This window comes from Micromonospora sp. LZ37 (assembly GCF_059359015.1).
Genome location: NZ_JCADBL010000002.1, coordinates 386192 through 401952 on the forward strand (window position 1 = coordinate 386192; position 15761 = coordinate 401952).

Here is a 15761-nt window from a genome sequence, read left to right on the forward strand (position 1 = left end):
ACGGCACCAAGTGTGCTGATTCCGGATTAATTATCAAGTGGCCGGATGGAGCCGGAGCAGGGTGTAGCCGGATCGCGACTGGCGATCCGGCTACTCCCTGCCGATCCGGTCAGAACAGGCCGTCGCCGAGACCCAGCCCGCCCGCCGACGCGGAGGCTTCGGCGTGGGCGTCGATGCCGTCGTCCAACCCGCCGGTCACGTTGCCCACCGTCCCGGTGAGGCCGGTGACCGCGCCGTCCACCTGGTGCGTCACGCCGCCCACCGTGGACGACACGTCGACCTGCGGGACCACCCCGCCGCCATCGTGGACGCCGAGCGAGCCCAGGGTGTCGTCGACGCCGAGCGAGCCCACGGTGTCGTTGACGCCGAGCGAGTCGACGAGCCCGCCGATCTGGCCCTGGGTGCCGGGGAGCGTGCCGTCGAGCAGGGCGTCCGGGGTGCCGAGCAGGCCGGCGTCGGTGGCGTCGAGCAGGTAGTCGGGGTTGCCGACCGTACCGGCCACGTCGCCGACCGCCGGGTCAGCCACGGTGTCCACCGCGCCCACCACGTCGGCGTCGAGGGTGTGTGCCACGTCGTGCACCCCGGAGATGTCGGTGTCGAGACCGTTGGGCCCGACGCCCAGGCCGATCCCGGGCAGCACCGCCGCCCCGACGGCGACGTTCGTCGGGTCGACGGCGATGGCGCCCAGCGCGCCGGCCTTGACGTCCACTCCCGAGTAGGAACTGCTGACGGTGATGTCCTGCGGCACGCTCTGCAGCAGGGCGACCGCGTCGGCGGCGTCGGTCAGCAGCGGGTCGAGCCCGAGCTGTCCGCTCACCGCGCCCACCGGCGCGAGCCCGTGCACCGGGGCGTAGTCGACGACCAGCGGGACCACGTCCTGCACGTCGGCGGCGGTGATGTCGGTGAGCCCGGCGGCCTGAAGGGCGCCCTCCGGGTCGAGGTCGAACGCCGACTTGGCGTTGGGGTCGGTCAGCAGGGTGAGCACGAAGTCGTGCAGGGTCTGGTCCATGTGCCGGTATCTCCTCGGGCGTTGGCCTCAGCGACCGTGATCGTCGAAATGACCGTACGGCCGGGGTGCGGCACGGGCATCGGGGCTCGGCCCGCAATCGGCCGCGTCGGATTAGGGTGCCCGCCGGGTCGTGCGTTAGGGGGATTGGGGGACCTGGAGCGGCCACATTTAGGGTCCTGACATCGGAGTGATCTCTGGTACGAAAGTAGGAGCCCACGGGGTTCGCCGGGGGTGGGCCGCCCAGGTGCCGACACCGTCGCCATCGGCCGGCCACTCACGGTGAAGGAAGAATGCGAATGCCGTACGTCCTGGGAATAGACATCGGATGCACCAACACCGCGGCCAGCGTGGCGCGGCGACGGGGGGCGGCCTGGGCGCGGCCCGAGGTGGTCGCGCTGGACGGCGGGGCGGCGACCGTCCCGTCGGTGCTGCACCTGGCAGCCGACGGGACGCTCGCGGTCGGTGAGCCCGCCGACGGCAACGGAAGCCGGACCGCACGCGGGTTCCTGCGCCGGGTCGGCGACGACGTGCCCCTGTTGCTCGACGGGCAGCCGTTCTCGCCGCAGACGCTGACCGCGGCGCTCGCGACCTGGGTCGTGCAACGGGCCCTCGAACGGGAGGGCGAGCCCGCGCAGGCCGTCGTGCTCAGCCACCCCGCGGGCTGGGGTCGGCACCGGCGGGAGCTGCTGCACGGCGCGCTGCGGCAGTTCGGCCTCGGACACGTGACGCTGCTGCCCCGCCCGGTCACGGTGGCCGAGAGCCACGCGGCGCGCGGCTTCCCCGGCAGCACGGCGGCCGTCTACGCGCTGGGCGGCGACACCTTCGAGGCGGCCCTGGTCCGCCGCACCCCGCGCGGCACGTACGAGACCTTCGGCGTCCCCCAGGGGCTGGACTGGATGGGCGGGGCCGACGTCGACGAGGCGCTGGCCGAGCACGTGCGCACCGCGCTGTCCCGGGAACTCGCCGCGTTGGGGCCGCGGGAGACACAGGCCACGCTGCACGGGCTGCTGCCCGAGTGCGAGCGGGCCAAGCGCGAACTGACCGTGGGCACGGAGACCGATGTGCTGCTGACCCTGCCGACCGGGCCGGTCCGGGTGCCGGTGAGCCGGGTACGCCTCGAGGACATGATCCGGCCGGCCCTGCAGGTCACCGTCGACCTGCTGACCCGGACCGTCCACTCCGCCGGGCTGGCGCCGACGCAGCTCGACGGGGTCCTGCTGACCGGTGGCTCCACCCGTATCCCTCTGGTCGTGGAGCTGCTCACCGCGGCCCTCGCGGTGCCGGTCGAGGTGGAGCCCGACCCGCAGCTGACCGCGGCCACCGGCGCGGCGCTGGCCGCCTGCCAGGTGGTGTCGCCGCGGCTGAGCCGGCCGGCGCCGGATCCCGGGCCCACCCCGGTCAGCACCGGCGGACGGGCCGCCGCGGCGGCCGTCCCCGCGCGGCGGGGACCCGGCCACGACCTCGCGGCGCGCGGCGAACCACCACCGCGCCCCCCGGTCCGGATCACCCCACTGGAACTACCGAAACCGCCCCGCCTGGCGCTGGTCCGCAGCCGGGGACGCGAAGGATGACCGTGATGAGCATGCGCAGTGCCACCGCCTCCCGGCTGGTGCTGGACCCGGGGCCGCAGGCCCTGCTCCACACGGTGGAGCGGAACCCGGACGCACCGCTCGCGCTGGCGGTGACCGGACCGGACGGTCACGGCCGCAGCGCGTACCTCCAGGAACTGGCCCGGATCTACCGGCAGGCGGGCAGCACCGTGCTGGAGAGCGCCCCCGAGCGGCCGGAGGCAGTCGACCCGGACGCCGTGCTGGTGATCGACGACGCCCACCTGCTCGACGAGACCCGGCTCCGAGTGCTGTGCGGCCTGGTGACCGGCCGCCAGCACCGCCTCGCCGTCGGCTACCGGCCGTGGCCCAGGCCCGCGGCGCTGGTCGACCTCGCCGAGGCGCTCCGGCGCGACGGGCACCTGGTGCTGCTCACCCCGTTCAACCGGGAACAGACCGCCGCCTACCTGAGCACGGACCCGGAGATCGCCCGGCGACGCGACCTGGTCGACTTCGTGCACCACCAGAGCGCCGGCGTTCCCCGCGACGTCGAGCGGCTGGCCCGCGGCCTGCGCGGGCAGGAGACCACGCCGGCCGGGCCGGCCGAGCCGCCCCGGCAGGTCGTCCTCCAGTTCGGACCCGACCTGGACAACCTGGCGCCGGACGTCCGGCGGCTCCTGCTGGCCCTCGCCGCCGGCGTACCGCTCCCGGTCGACCTGCTCGGGGCGTTGCTCGAGCGGGAGCAGGGTGAGGTGGACGAGCTGCTCGCCGCCACCCGGGCCGCCGGGCTGCTCGGCGCGGACGGCCGGCTCGCCCCGATCGTCCGGCAGGCGGTCACCACGCTGAGCCCGGCCGTCGACCGCACCGCCGTGTGGCGCCGGCTCACCGAACTGCAGCTCGCCGGCGGAGGCCCGGTGCTCCCCCTGGTCCGCTCGATGCTCGCGGCCGCAGTGGCCGCCGACTGCCCGGCGACCGCGCTGGAGGCCGCGGCTGAGGAGGCACTGGCCGGCGAACCCGCGCTGTCGGCGGAGCTGTTCGCGGCGGCCACCGCCGCCGGTCGACCCGCCGCCGGTCGCCAGGCCGTCGCCGCAGCCCTCGCCGGCGACCTGGACACCGCCCTGCGGCTGGCGGACCGGCTGCTGACCACCGCCGCCCCGGCCGACCGGACGGAGGCGGCGGCCGTCGCCGCGACGGCGCTGGCGCACCGCGGTCAGGTCGATCGCAGCGTCGAGCTGTACCGGTGGTCGGGCATCACCTCGGCGCGGGCCTTCGCCGCCGTCGGCACGCTCGCCGCCGGACGCCCGGCCGACCTCGCGGACCCGCCCGGCGACGAGCGCGCCGATGGGCCACCCACCCTGCACGCCAGCGCCGCCCGGCTGATGGCGGCCGGGGTACGCGACAGCCTCACCGGCCCACCGACCGCCGCGCTCTCCACCCTCGTGCAGGCAGCCGCGCTGCTGGAGCCGGCCGGCCGGTCCGTGCTCCTGCCGGACAGTCCGGCCGCGCTCGCCGCGTTGACCGGGCTGCACTGTGGTGAACTGGACATCGCCGAACGGGTGCTCGACCGGGCCACGGCCAGCGGCACGGGCGGTCCCCTGATGGCCCCACGCCACACGTTGCTACGGGCCTGGATCGCGATGGTCCGGGGCCACACCGACATCGCGGCCGGCCAACTGGCGACGGTGAACGGCGGCGGGCCGCTCGAGTCGCGGGACCTGCTCTTCGCCTGCGCGCTCGAGCTGGGCATCGCCCGACGCAACAGCGACATCGGGGCGCTGCAACGCGGATGGGGGCACGCCCTGGAGGCCGTCGTCCGCCACCCCGTCGACCTGTTCACGCTGCTGCCGCTGGGCGAGTTGGCCATCGCGGGCGCCCGACTGGGTGACCTCAACCGGCTGGAGCCGTACCTGCGGGAGGCACACTCGCTGCTGGCCCGACTCGGTGACCCACCGCTGTGGAGCGTGCCACTGCACTGGAGCGGGCTGCACGCGGCGATCCTCGCCGAGCAGCCGGCGGCCGCCGACGACCACGTGTCCGCCGTGCTCGCCGCCGCCGACCACAACCGGTACGCCGCCGTGGTCGCCGCCGCCGCCGCCAGCTGGGTCGAGGTGCTCCGCGGCGTCGTCGACCCGGTCCGGGTGGAAGCCGCCGCCCGTGGACTGCACGACATCGGGTTCTGCTGGGACGGCGCCCGGCTCGCCGGGCAGGCGGCGATCCGCACCGCCGACCGCCGCGCGATGACGATGCTGCTGGACTGTGCCCGGACGCTGCACGGCCGACCGGCGGCAGCCAGGGACGGCCAGCGGCCCGCCGAGACCGCCGTCCGCCCTGCCCCGCCCCGGCTCAGCGACCGGGAGCGGCAGGTGGCCGAGCTGGTGCTCGCCGGCCTGACCTATCGGGAGATCGGCGACCGGCTCTTCATCTCGGCCAAGACCGTGGAGCACCACGTCGCGCGGATGCGCGCCCGGCTCGACTGCGCCAACCGGGCCGAGCTGCTGGCCCTACTGCGGACCATCCTGGCCGACCGGTCGCACCTGGCCGAGCAGCCTCGCCCGGGAAGATCCGCGCCCGACCCGCACCGGTGACCGGTGGACTCAACGGTGTGCACCGGCCGTTGGTGCGGTCGGGCCGGTCGTCGCGATCCTCCTCGGGGATCGCCGCCGGTTCAGGGAACCTGGAATGGAGGGTGGCAGCACCGGGGGCCACGGTGGTGCGCTCGCACGCCCTTGCGCCGCGCGTTGTCCCGTCGCGGGATCGTCAATCGGTCCGGCTGCGCAGGCTCCGCGCCAGGGTGGGGATCATCACGGCCGCGGGGACGAGGTGCAGCCCGAGAAGGGCGGTGGTGGTAGCGGTGTCCGCCCCGCAGAGGAAGGGCGGGACCAACGAGATCGCGGTCAGCGACACTGCCGTCCACCCGAATCGCTCGGCGGGGCGAGCGCTCCAGCGAAGAAGAGCGACGGCAATAACGATGCCCACGATCGAGAAGAAGCCGGTCACCACGGCGAACCCGGACAACGGGATCGTCTCGCCACCATCGGGGACCTCGAAGTCGACGCCGACGGCCTGGGCAAGCGCAGCGGCGAGGGTGGTGGCCACCATCGCCGCGAGCGTGGCAACCAAGCCGGTGCCGGCGAGCCCGCGGAGTCGGTGGGTGTGGCTTGTCCGGCCCGATGCCGGCCCTGCGACGACCCCGGTGTCATTTCTGCTGTTCATGTCATCCTCCATCGATCGGTAACTGGCGTAGGGGTGTGTCGACTGGCATGTGACGGTCCTGGCCCCGAGGGTGACGATGCGCACCCGCGCCGTGCGACGGCCGGGGTTCCGCAGGGCCCGGACGCCGGTGCCCCGGAGCCAGAACCCGGCGTCGCGTTCGAGGACAGGCCCGGGCTCGCCGTCGCGCAGCTCCAGCTGCACCCGCCCGCGGGTGACGACGCCGAACGCGTCGCACCACTGGGCCGCGACCACCGCGACACGCGCGCCACCGCGCAGCGCGAGCGTCCACACCGGGACTACTCCGTGCCGTCCGCCGGTAGGCGCTCCGGCAGCCCGAGCCGCGGGAACTGGTCGTCGTGGAACGTGACGATCTCGGTGATCACCCCGCCGGTGACGCGCAGGACATCGATCGTCAGCGGCAGGTACGCGCCCTCCCGCTCCCGCCAGTGGTAGAAGGCGACGGCGGGCTGCCGGTTCACGGAGGTGGGGACCGCGCGCAGGCCCTTCATGCCCTCGAATCCATCCTCGACCCAGCTGTTCACCACCGCGTCGCGGCCGACGTACAGGCCCGGCGTGGGCGGCATCGAGCAGCGGACGTCGTCCCGCAGCATGCCAGCGAGCACGTCGATGTCCGTGGCCACGCTCGCGTCGGTGTAACGGCGCACCAGCTCGCGCGTCCCGGCGTCCTCCTCGCCGCCGGTCCAGTCCTGCCGCTCGGCGGGCAGGTGCTCCCGCATGCCGGCGCGGGCCCGCTGCAGCGCGCTGTTCACCGAGTTGACGGAGTCCCCGAGGAGCTCCGCGACGTCCTTCGCCGGCCAGCCGAGCACGTCCCGCAGGATCAGCACGGCCCGCGGGCGCGGCGCGAGGTGCTGGACCGCGACCAGGTACGCCAGCTCGATCGTCTCCCGCGCGACGGCCACGGTCTCCGGCTCGTCCGCGTCGCCCGCGGGCAGCTCGTCGAGGAGCCGGTCCGGGTAGGGCTGCAGCCACCGCACCTCGCCGCCGGTCGCGGGCTCCGGGCGGCGCTTGGCGAGCAGGTCCAGGCAGGCGTTGGTGGCGATTCGGTACAGCCAGGCCCGGAACGTCGACCGCCCCTCGAAGGTCTCCCGCCGCCGCCAGGCACGGAGGAACGTCTCCTGCACGGTGTCCTCGGCGTCCTCGAACGACCCGAGCATTCGGTAGCAGTGCACGTGCAGCTCCCGCCGGTGCCGCTCCGCCAGCCCCGAGAACGCCGGCTCGTCGACCTCGCCCAGACCGCTCACGCCCAGCTCCTCCAGCCGCGTGTCCGCACTCATCACGTCATCCTTCCGTCTGGTCGTGTCCCGTCGTAGGTGTGACGGGCGCGGGCGCGACAACTCATCACCAGGGTCGGTCGGCATGGCTGATCCGGTGGCGGAGCACGACGCGCGGTACGGCGAGGAGGGCGCGGGTCCGCCGGAGCAGGTGCGGGTGCGCGACCGGCGCGTGCCGGGGGCCTGGTTCACGACGACGCGGCGGGCGTGGACGCACGGGCACGGCACGAGGTCCACCGAAAAGGAAAGACTTGAGCCGAGACCCGGCTCACCTGGGGAGATGGGCGGTTATCGGATCGGCGGACACGCCAGGCAGGCTGCTGGGCGAGCAGGTGGTTGCGCAGCTCAGGCTGGGCAGTCCATGCAGCTCCTTCCTCAATCTTGCGCGACGGGTTCATTCGCCATTCCGGCGTCTCATACCACTGGGTCACGTAGGCTGCCAAGAAAGACCGCTGCCTGCCGCGCAGCGGCTCAGGACCACGTGACTTCGAGAGCGAATGCAGGCTTCCCAATAGCCGCAGAAGAACCGTGGATCCTTCCCGGAAGAACGCGTGTGTGAATGCAGCGGTATCCGCGTCATGGTCGCTTGCCTCAAGCACGGAGGCCAACCCGCCTCTGCAACAAAAGTAACCGAATCTCAGACGGAGGACCCTTGAGCGCCACGGTGAAGTCTTTCAATCACAACGTTCCCTGGGAGAGCCTGTTCGGATACAGCCAGGCAATGCAGGTCGGAGACACGATCTACATCTCCGGGCAGGTCGCGCACGACGCCGAGGGAAACTTCGTGGGGGAGGGCGACTTCGACGCCCAGATGAAGGCGACGTTCGAAAACCTGGACAAGGTGCTGGCGCATTTCGGCGCTTCCCGACGCCAGGTGGTGGAGACCACCCTCCTCGTCGTGGGCCTGCGCGAACACTTCAACGCAGCGGCGGCGGCACACGCACGCTACTTCGGGGACCACCGCCCGACCAGCACCGCCAGTGGCGTGGTGGAACTGGCCCTACCCCCCCAACTCGTTGAGATCGGGGCCGTCGTCCGCCTGGACATCGGCTCCTGACCCACGCCAGTCGGGGAGACCCGTCCTGAGGCTCCCGGTGGGGCAACCTGGCAACCACCACGGCAGACGACGATCGGCAGGCGAGGCGGACAACGACCCTCTACCGGCTCGGCGAGCCGATGCCATACTCCTCGGATGCCGCACAGAGCCGCAACGACTCGGCTGGTCGCAGCGGTGGCACGGCAGCATCTGCAGCCGCTCGGACTGCATCGGAAAGGCGGATCACGCCTCTGGTTCGATGACCGAGGCTGGTGGCTGATCGTCGTTGAGTTCCCGCCTTCCCGTTCGGACGGCACCTACCCCAACATCGGCGCGATGTGGCTGTGGCACGAACGCGACCACTGGTCATTCGACGACGGCGGCCGCATCTACTGGCGCGACGACGCTGCCTTCGTCACACAGCCCCGATCGGGTAAACCGGATGGAAGAGTTTCCTCGACTTCGCCGACGCCCAGCAATTCACCCGCGACGCGGACACACTCGCCGCCATTGCCGCACAACGAGTCCAGCAACTGCGGGCCGAGTACCCCGACCCCGCAGCCACCGCTCGACAACTGGCATCCCGCAGGCCCGGGCGCGACGAGCCGCCCTGGTGGCACGCCTACCACACCGGGTGTGCAGCAGCGCTGGCCGGCGACCCCGACACCGCGCGCCAAGCATTCCACCGCATCACCGTCGGCAACCTGGACCCGCACTGGGCACACGACCTCGCCCAGCGCGCAAGGCAACTAGCTGACCTCGCCAACGACCCGCCAACTCTGCGGCAGCGCGTCATCGAAGTCATCGACGCGACCCGCCGGCGCCTCGAACTACCGCCGGCCTGTCGTACTCCGAGATGAGTGCACCATCGGCTGGCTTCGGTCCGCGGCTTACCCGGGTTGTCAGCCGCTGGCAAGCCTTTCCAGCGAGGAAACCACCGCGGCCGGGGAAGGCATCGCAGCGATTTCCGCCGCAACCTCCTGAGCTGCGATTCGCAGCGCGTCGTCGGTCAGCAGCCGGGTCAGGTCGGCTGCGCTGATGGCCTTCGCCTCGACGGCCAGGCCGGCGCCGCGCTTTGCCAGCAGTTCGGCGTTGTACCTACGGTCGCCCGCTCCGGGAGTGGTCAGCTGGGGTACGCCCACGGTCAGGCCGCCCAGCACGCTGCCCGCGCCGGAGTGGTGGATGAAGGCCGCGGCGTGCGGAAGCACTTCGTTCAGGGGTACGCGGTCGACTGCCCGCACGTTGGAGGGCAGGCTGCGGGTGGCCGCCGGGCGGACCAGAACGAACTCGGCGTCCACCTGTGCGGCCGCGGCGATGATCGCGGGGCCGGGGTCGCCGTCGTTGGGGCCCTTGAGGGTGCTGCGGCTGACCAGGACGCGGGGCCGGTCGCCGGAGGTGAGCAACCAATCCGGAACCGAGCCGCCGCCTGAGAACGGAACCGGTCGCATCGCAATCGCTCCCACCGCGGGGGCGCCGCCGCGCAGGCTCGGCGGCGTGACGGCGATGGTCAGCTCGGGGGCTGGGATAGCCTGCCGGGCCAGGGCCCTGCTGGTCGTCACTGCCCGGAAGAGGTCGGTGGTCGGCCACAGCGTGGTCTCGTGGAGCACCGACGGGATGGACAGGCGTCCGGCCACGATGGCGCCGGCCTCGCCCAGCGACTCGTAGACGATCAGGTCAGGACGTTCTCGCTCCGCCAGGGCCAGCAGCGGACCGACCAGGGCCAGGTTGGCGCGGCCGAAGAGCTCGCCGACCATGGCGAGGCCGGCGGTGCCACGCATCTCGGCGCGAGCGATGCGCGGATGGCGTAGGGCCACCCGGATCGCGCTCCGCGGCAGGCTGAAGGAGGCTCCGATGTCGGCAGTGCGCAGGCCGAGTACGTCGGGTGGGAAGCCACCGCTGGCCACGATCACGTCGTGGCCGGCGTCGCGACATGCCGCGGCGAGCGGGATCAGCGGCAGGAGATGGCCTTGCAGCGGCGCGGCGACGAACACGATGCGCATGAGTCGCTTTATAGCACTGTCTGACTAGGTTGCCGCTGAAGTCGGGCAGCGCTCAGGGCACCTCCCCCGGCTACTTGGCGTTGAAGTAGTTCGCCTCCGGGTGGTGTACCACGATCGCGTCGGTGGCCTGCTCCGGCACCAGCTGGAACTCCTCCGACAGCTGCACCCCGATCCGCTCCGCGCCGAGCAGCTCCACGATCTTCGCCCGGTCCTCCAGGTCCGGGCAGGCCGGGTAGCCGAACGCGTACCGGCAGCCCCGGTAGTCGGTGCGCAGCAGACCGGCCAGGTCCGTCGGGTCGTCGTCGGCGACGGTACGGCCGCCCGGCAGGGTCAGCTCCGCCCGGATCCGCCGGTGCCAGTACTCCGCGAGGGCCTCGGTGAGCTGCACGGAGAGTCCGTGCACCTCCAGGTAGTCGCGGTACTCGTTGGCGGCGAACATCTTCGCGGTGTACTCGCTGATCGGCTGCCCGACGGTGACCAGCTGCAACGCCACCACGTCCAGCTGCTCACCCTTGGGCCGGAAGAAGTCGGCCAGGCAGAGCCGCCGCTCCTGGCGCTGCCGCGGGAAGGAGAACCGGGCCCGCTCGGAGTGGCCGTTCTCGTCCAGCACCACCAGGTCGTTGCCTTCGGCGTACGCGGGGAAGTAGCCGTACACGACGGCCGCCTCGAGGACCTTGTCGGCGATCAGCCGGTCCAGCCAGTAGCGCAGCCGCGGCCGTCCCTCGGTCTCCACCAGCTCCTCGTACGACGGTCCCGTGCCGCCGCGGGCGCCGCGCAGCCCCCACTGCCCGAGGAAGGTGGCCCGCTCGTCGAGCAGCGCCGCGTAGTCGGCCAGCGGCACCCCCTTGACCACCCGGGTGCCGAAGAACGGCGGCGCGGGCACCTCCACGTCGGCGGCGACGTCGGAGCGCACCGAGGCGTCGTGCAGCTCGGGCAGGGCCTCCCCCACCATCGCCCGCTGCTTCTCCCGGCGGGCCCGCCGCGCCGCCAGGGCCGCCTCCCGCTCCGGGTCGACCACGGGAGCGCCACCCCGCTTGGCGGTCATCACCCGGTCCATCAGGGAGAGTCCCTCGAAGGCGTCCCGGGCGTAGTGGACCTGGCCGGGGAACATCGCCCGCAGGTCGTCCTCCACGTACGCGCGGGTCAGCGCCGCCCCGCCGAGCAGCACCGGCCAGCGCTCGGCCACGCCGCGCGAGGCCATCTCGGCGAGGTTCTCCTTCATGATGACCGTGCTCTTGACCAGCAGGCCGGACATGCCGATCGCGTCGGCCCGGTGCTGCTCGGCGGCGTCCAGGATCGCGCTGATCGGCTGCTTGATGCCGATGTTGACGACCTCGTAGCCGTTGTTGGACAGGATGATGTCGACCAGGTTCTTGCCGATGTCGTGCACGTCGCCCTTGACCGTGGCGAGCACGATCCGGCCCTTGCCGCCGTCGTCGGCCTTCTCCATGTGCGGCTCCAGGTACGCCACCGCGGTCTTCATCACCTCGGCGGACTGGAGCACGAACGGCAGCTGCATCTGCCCGGAACCGAACAGTTCCCCGACCACCTTCATCCCGTCCAGCAGGATGTCGTTGATGATCGACAGCGGGTTCCGCCCGCCGGCCATCGCCGCGTCCAGGTCGGCCTCCAGGCCGTTGCGCTCACCGTCGATGATCCGCCGCTTGAGCCGCTCGTCCAGCGGCAGCCCCGCCAGCTCCTGAGCCCGGGTGGCGCGGGCGCTGGTGACGTCGACACCCTCGAAGAGCTCGATGAAGCGCTGCACCGGGTCGTAGCCCTCGCGACGGCGGTCGTAGACCAGGTCGAGGGCGACCTCCCGCTGCTCGTCGGGGATCTTCGCCATCGGCAGGATCTTGCTGGCGTGCACGATCGCCGAGGTCAACCCCGCCCGCACGCACTCGTGCAGGAAGACCGAGTTGAGCACCTGCCGCGCGGCCGGGTTGAGTCCGAAGGAGACGTTGGAGATGCCCAGGGTGAAGTTGACCCCCGGGTAGCGGGCGGCGATCTCCCGGATCGCCTCGATCGTCTCCAGTCCGTCGCGGCGGGTCTCCTCCTGACCGGTGGCGATCGGGAAGGTCAGCGCGTCGATGAGGATGTCGGCGCGGCGCAACCCCCACCGGCCGGTCAGGTCCTCGATCAGCCGGCTGGCCACCCGGACCTTCCACTCCTTCGTGCGGGCCTGCCCCTCCTCGTCGATGAGCAGCGCCACCACGGCCGCGCCGTGCTCGGCGACGATCGGCATGACCCGGGCGTAGCGGGAGTCGGGGCCCTCGCCGTCCTCGAAGTTCACCGAGTTGACCACGCACCGGCCGCCGAGCATCTCCAGCCCCGCCTCGATCACCGCCGGCTCGGTGGAGTCCAGCATGATCGGCAGGGTCGAGGCGGTGGCGAACCGGCCGGCCAGCTCCCGCATGTCCCGCGTGCCGTCCCGGCCGACGTAGTCGACGCAGAGATCCAGCAGGTGCGAGCCGTCCCGGGCCTGGCTCCGGGCGACCTCCACGCAGGCCTGCCAGTCCGCGGCGAGCATCGCCTCGCGGAACGCCTTGGAGCCGTTGGCGTTGGTGCGCTCCCCCACCATCAGCACGCTGGCGTCCTGCGCGAACGGCACGTGGTGGTAGATCGAGGAGACCCCGGGCTCGGGCTGCGGCTCGCGGGCCACCGGGGCGACGCCCCCCAGCCGCTCGACCAGCACCCGGATGTGCTCCGGGGTGGTGCCGCAGCAGCCGCCCACCAGGGAGACGCCGTACTCGGCGACGAACCGCTCCAGGGCGTCGGCCAGCTCGACCGGGGTGAGCGGGAAGTACGCCCCGTCCTTGGTCAGCACGGGCAGGCCGGCGTTCGGCATCACCGACACCGGGATCCGCGAGTGCCGGGACAGGTAGCGCAGGTGCTCGCCCATCTCCGCCGGGCCGGTCGAGCAGTTCAGCCCGATCAGGTCCACCCCGAGCGGCTCGATCGCGGTCAGCGCCGCGCCGATCTCGCTGCCCAGCAGCATCGTGCCGGTGGTCTCCACGGCGACCTGGCAGATGATCGGGACGCTACGCCCCAGCTCGGCCATCGCCCGCTTCGACCCGACCACCGCCGCCTTGACCTGGAGCAGGTCCTGCGAGGTCTCGATGATCAGCGCGTCGGACCCGCCGGCGACCAGACCGGCGGCGTTCTCCCGGTACGCGTCCCGCAGCGACGCGTACGCGGCGTGGCCCAGGGTGGGCAGCTTGGTGCCCGGCCCCATCGAGCCGAGCACGTAGCGTGGCCGCTCCGCGGTGGCGTACGCGTCGGCGGCCGCCCGGGCCAGCCGCGCGCCGGCCTCGGAGAGCTCCCGGATCCGTGCCGGGATGTCGTACTCGGAGAGGTTGGGCAGGTTGGCGCCGAAGGTGTTCGTCTCGACGCAGTCCGCCCCCGCGGCCAGGTACGCCTCGTGCACGCCGCGCACCACGTCCGGGCGGCTGACGTTGAGGATCTCGCTGCACCCCTCGAGGCCCTCGTAGTCGTCGAGGGTCAGGTCGGCGGCGTGCAGCATTGTCCCCATCGCGCCGTCGGCGATCAGGATCCGGTCGGCCAGCGCATCGAGCAAAGAGGTCCGCACGCGTTCAGGTTAGTGCGGCCGCGTCCCGATTGATCCCCGGCCGCGCCGCTTCCCACATTCTGTCAGGCGGATCACGCTGTCCGCCTCAGCGCGGTGCGAGGCCCCGCCGGCGGGCCCGACCGGCGCGGCCGACGGGCCGCATCCGGCCCCGCCACGTAGGCTGACGGACGTGAAGGACTACAGCAACGCCACCGTGCCCGGCGGGCGGCTCACCGGGCGCGGACCCGGCGCCGTCCCCGACGAGCAGGGTGAGGTGACGGCGTGACCGAGTTCGACGGGCTGCCGGTGCTGCGGTCCCCGGTGGCGATCGCCGCCTTCGAGGGCTGGAACGACGCCGCGGACGCCTCCACCGCCGCCGTGGAGCACCTGGAGCAGGTCTGGCAGGCTCGCCCGGTGACCGAGCTGGACCCGGAGGACTTCTACGACTTTCAGGTGAGCCGGCCCACCATCACCATGGCCGACGGTGAGACCCGCCGGATCGAATGGCCCACCACGAAGTTCATGGTGGCCAGCCCCGAGGGCACCGAGCGGGACGTGGTGCTGATCCGCGGCATCGAACCCAGCATGCGCTGGCGCACCTTCTGCGAGCAGGTGCTGGAGATCTGCCACAGCCTCGAGGTGGAGCGGGTGGTGCTGCTCGGCGCGCTGCTCGCCGACGTCCCGTACACCCGTCCCCTGCCGATCAGCGGCAGCGCCTCCGACGCCGAGGCCGCCCGGCGCTACCAGCTCACCCCCACCCGCTACGACGGGCCGACCGGCATCGTCGGGGTGCTCCAGGACGCCTGCACCCGGGCGGAGGTCGACGCCGTCTCGTTCTGGGTGCACGTGCCGCACTACGCCAACAACCCGCCCTGCCCCAAGGCCACCCTGGCGCTGCTGCACCGGGTCGAGGAGGTGCTCGACCTGCCGGTGCCCATGGCCGACCTGGCCGAGGAGGCCGCCGAGTGGGAGCAGCGGGTGCGCGGCGCCGCCGAGCAGGACGCCGAGCTCGGCGAGTACGTCCGCGAGTTGGAGGAACGGGTCGGCGACGCCGGCATCACCCCCCTCACCGGCGACGAGATCGCCCAGGAGTTCGAGAAGTACCTGCGCCGCCGGGGCGGCTCCGCCGGCCCCACGGCGGGCTCCTGGTAACGCCCTTCCCACCGACTCATCGGCCCCGGACGTCCGCGTCCGGGGCCGATCTGCGCGTGTCGGGGGTGGCGCGGGTCACGCCGCGTAGGGCATCCTAGGAACCTAGTGGCATGAGGAGGCGGGTGTGCAGATCAACCCGGGGGCCGCCGAGTTCCCGCACCGGCAGATCGCCGCGCAGCTCAAGGCGCAGGTGCGCCGCGGTGACTGGGCGCCGGGCGAGCGGCTGCCCTCCATCCCGGCCATCGCCGAGATGTTCGGGGTGGCGAAGCAGACCGTGCAGCGCGCCGTCGACCAGCTACGGGTCGAGGGCATCCTGATCACCAAACCCGGTTCCGGTACGTACGTCCGGGGCACCCGGCGCCGGCTCAACCGGCTCGCCCGGGGCCGCTACGGCGGCTTCCGCGGCTACCACACCGACCTGGCCGCCCGGTACCGGCAGCAACTGGTCTCCGTCGGCCGCTCCCCCGCCCCGCCGGAGGTGGCCGACGCGTTCGGCGTCACCGACGGCACCGAGCTGCTCTGCCGCCGCCACCTGGTCCGCACCGAGGACTCCCCGGTCGAGGTGGGCGCCTCCTGGTTCCTGCCCGCCGACACCGCCGGCACCTCGCTGGAGCGGGCCGAGGCGTTCGGCCGCCCGCTCTACCAGGAGGCCGAGGAGGCCACCGGCCGCCGGTACGTCTCCGCCACCGACACGATCAGCGCCCGACAGCCCAGCCGGGAGGAGGCCGAGACCCTGCAGATCCGACCGGACACCCCCGTGCTGCACCTGCTGCACGTCGCCTACGACGCGGCGCACAAGCCCATCGAGGTCGCCCAGGCGACCTGGCCCGGACCGATGACCACCCTCACCGAGGAGTACCGGATCCCCGCCCCGGCCCCGGAGCCGGACCCCGACCCCGGCCTCGTGCTCGGCTGACCCACGCCGCCACCCCGGCCGAGACCGTGCC

The 15761-nt window shown here is 72.7% G+C and carries 10 protein-coding genes; 5 read left to right on the forward strand and 5 right to left on the reverse strand.

Annotated elements, in window-relative coordinates; translation table 11 throughout:
* Positions 1-109 precede the first annotated feature (109 nt).
* Complete coding sequence (locus AC5L3Z_RS05890) at positions 110-1009, reverse strand: IniB N-terminal domain-containing protein (RefSeq protein ID WP_494840135.1); 900 nt, start codon at positions 1007-1009, stop codon at positions 110-112.
* A gap of 296 nt (positions 1010-1305) precedes the next feature.
* On the opposite strand from AC5L3Z_RS05890, the gene AC5L3Z_RS05895 reads away from it, so the two are divergent.
* Together AC5L3Z_RS05895 and AC5L3Z_RS05900 are read left to right on the forward strand one after the other, a co-directional pair.
* Positions 1306-2580 carry an Hsp70 family protein gene (locus tag AC5L3Z_RS05895; RefSeq protein ID WP_494840137.1) on the forward strand — a complete coding sequence of 425 codons (1275 nt, stop codon included), beginning with the start codon at positions 1306-1308 and terminating at the stop codon, positions 2578-2580.
* A gap of 5 nt (positions 2581-2585) precedes the next feature.
* On the forward strand, positions 2586-5141 hold the full coding sequence (locus AC5L3Z_RS05900) for a helix-turn-helix transcriptional regulator (RefSeq protein WP_494840138.1): 2556 nt from the start codon (positions 2586-2588) through the stop codon (positions 5139-5141).
* A gap of 172 nt (positions 5142-5313) precedes the next feature.
* Here the strand turns inward: AC5L3Z_RS05900 and AC5L3Z_RS05905 are convergent, their stop codons facing one another.
* Both AC5L3Z_RS05905 and AC5L3Z_RS05910 read right to left on the reverse strand, forming a co-directional pair.
* The gene (locus AC5L3Z_RS05905; protein ID WP_494840140.1) at positions 5314-6060 is read right to left on the reverse strand and encodes a DUF6069 family protein; all 747 of its coding nucleotides are present in this window, start codon (positions 6058-6060) and stop codon (positions 5314-5316) included.
* A gap of 5 nt (positions 6061-6065) precedes the next feature.
* Complete coding sequence (locus tag AC5L3Z_RS05910) at positions 6066-7067, reverse strand: RNA polymerase subunit sigma-70 (protein WP_494840141.1); 1002 nt, start codon at positions 7065-7067, stop codon at positions 6066-6068.
* A 646-nt stretch (positions 7068-7713) separates the two neighbouring features.
* Between AC5L3Z_RS05910 and AC5L3Z_RS05915 the strand changes: the two genes are divergently transcribed.
* Positions 7714-8118 (forward strand): RidA family protein, encoded by a 405-nt coding sequence (locus AC5L3Z_RS05915; RefSeq protein ID WP_494840143.1) that lies wholly within the window; start codon positions 7714-7716, stop codon positions 8116-8118.
* 881 nt (positions 8119-8999) lie between these two features.
* Here the strand turns inward: AC5L3Z_RS05915 and AC5L3Z_RS05920 are convergent.
* Together AC5L3Z_RS05920 and metH are read right to left on the reverse strand one after the other, a co-directional pair.
* Positions 9000-10097, reverse strand: coding sequence for a glycosyltransferase (locus tag AC5L3Z_RS05920; RefSeq protein ID WP_494840144.1), 1098 nt, complete (start codon positions 10095-10097; stop codon positions 9000-9002).
* A 70-nt stretch (positions 10098-10167) separates the two neighbouring features.
* A complete protein-coding gene (gene metH / locus AC5L3Z_RS05925) occupies positions 10168-13683 on the reverse strand; it encodes a methionine synthase (protein ID WP_494840145.1) in 3516 nt (1171 codons plus the stop codon).
* Between the two features lie 261 nt (positions 13684-13944).
* Between metH and AC5L3Z_RS05930 the strand changes: the two genes are divergently transcribed.
* Both AC5L3Z_RS05930 and AC5L3Z_RS05935 read left to right on the forward strand, forming a co-directional pair.
* A complete protein-coding gene (locus tag AC5L3Z_RS05930) occupies positions 13945-14814 on the forward strand; it encodes a PAC2 family protein (RefSeq protein ID WP_334530359.1) in 870 nt (289 codons plus the stop codon).
* 124 nt (positions 14815-14938) lie between these two features.
* The gene (locus tag AC5L3Z_RS05935) at positions 14939-15730 is read left to right on the forward strand and encodes a GntR family transcriptional regulator (RefSeq protein ID WP_494840147.1); all 792 of its coding nucleotides are present in this window, start codon (positions 14939-14941) and stop codon (positions 15728-15730) included.
* Positions 15731-15761 lie beyond the last annotated feature (31 nt).

What these genes read in the sequence shown, in the direction of transcription:
- AC5L3Z_RS05920 (WP_494840144.1), bottom strand. Translation starts at nt 10,097, where the DNA reads ATGCGCATCGTGTTCGTCGCCGCGCCGCTGCAAGGCCATCTCCTGCCG.
- AC5L3Z_RS05895 (WP_494840137.1), top strand. Translation starts at nt 1,306, where the DNA reads ATGCCGTACGTCCTGGGAATAGACATCGGATGCACCAACACCGCGGCC.
- AC5L3Z_RS05900 (WP_494840138.1), top strand. Translation starts at nt 2,586, where the DNA reads ATGAGCATGCGCAGTGCCACCGCCTCCCGGCTGGTGCTGGACCCGGGG.
- AC5L3Z_RS05890 (WP_494840135.1), bottom strand. Translation starts at nt 1,009, where the DNA reads ATGGACCAGACCCTGCACGACTTCGTGCTCACCCTGCTGACCGACCCC.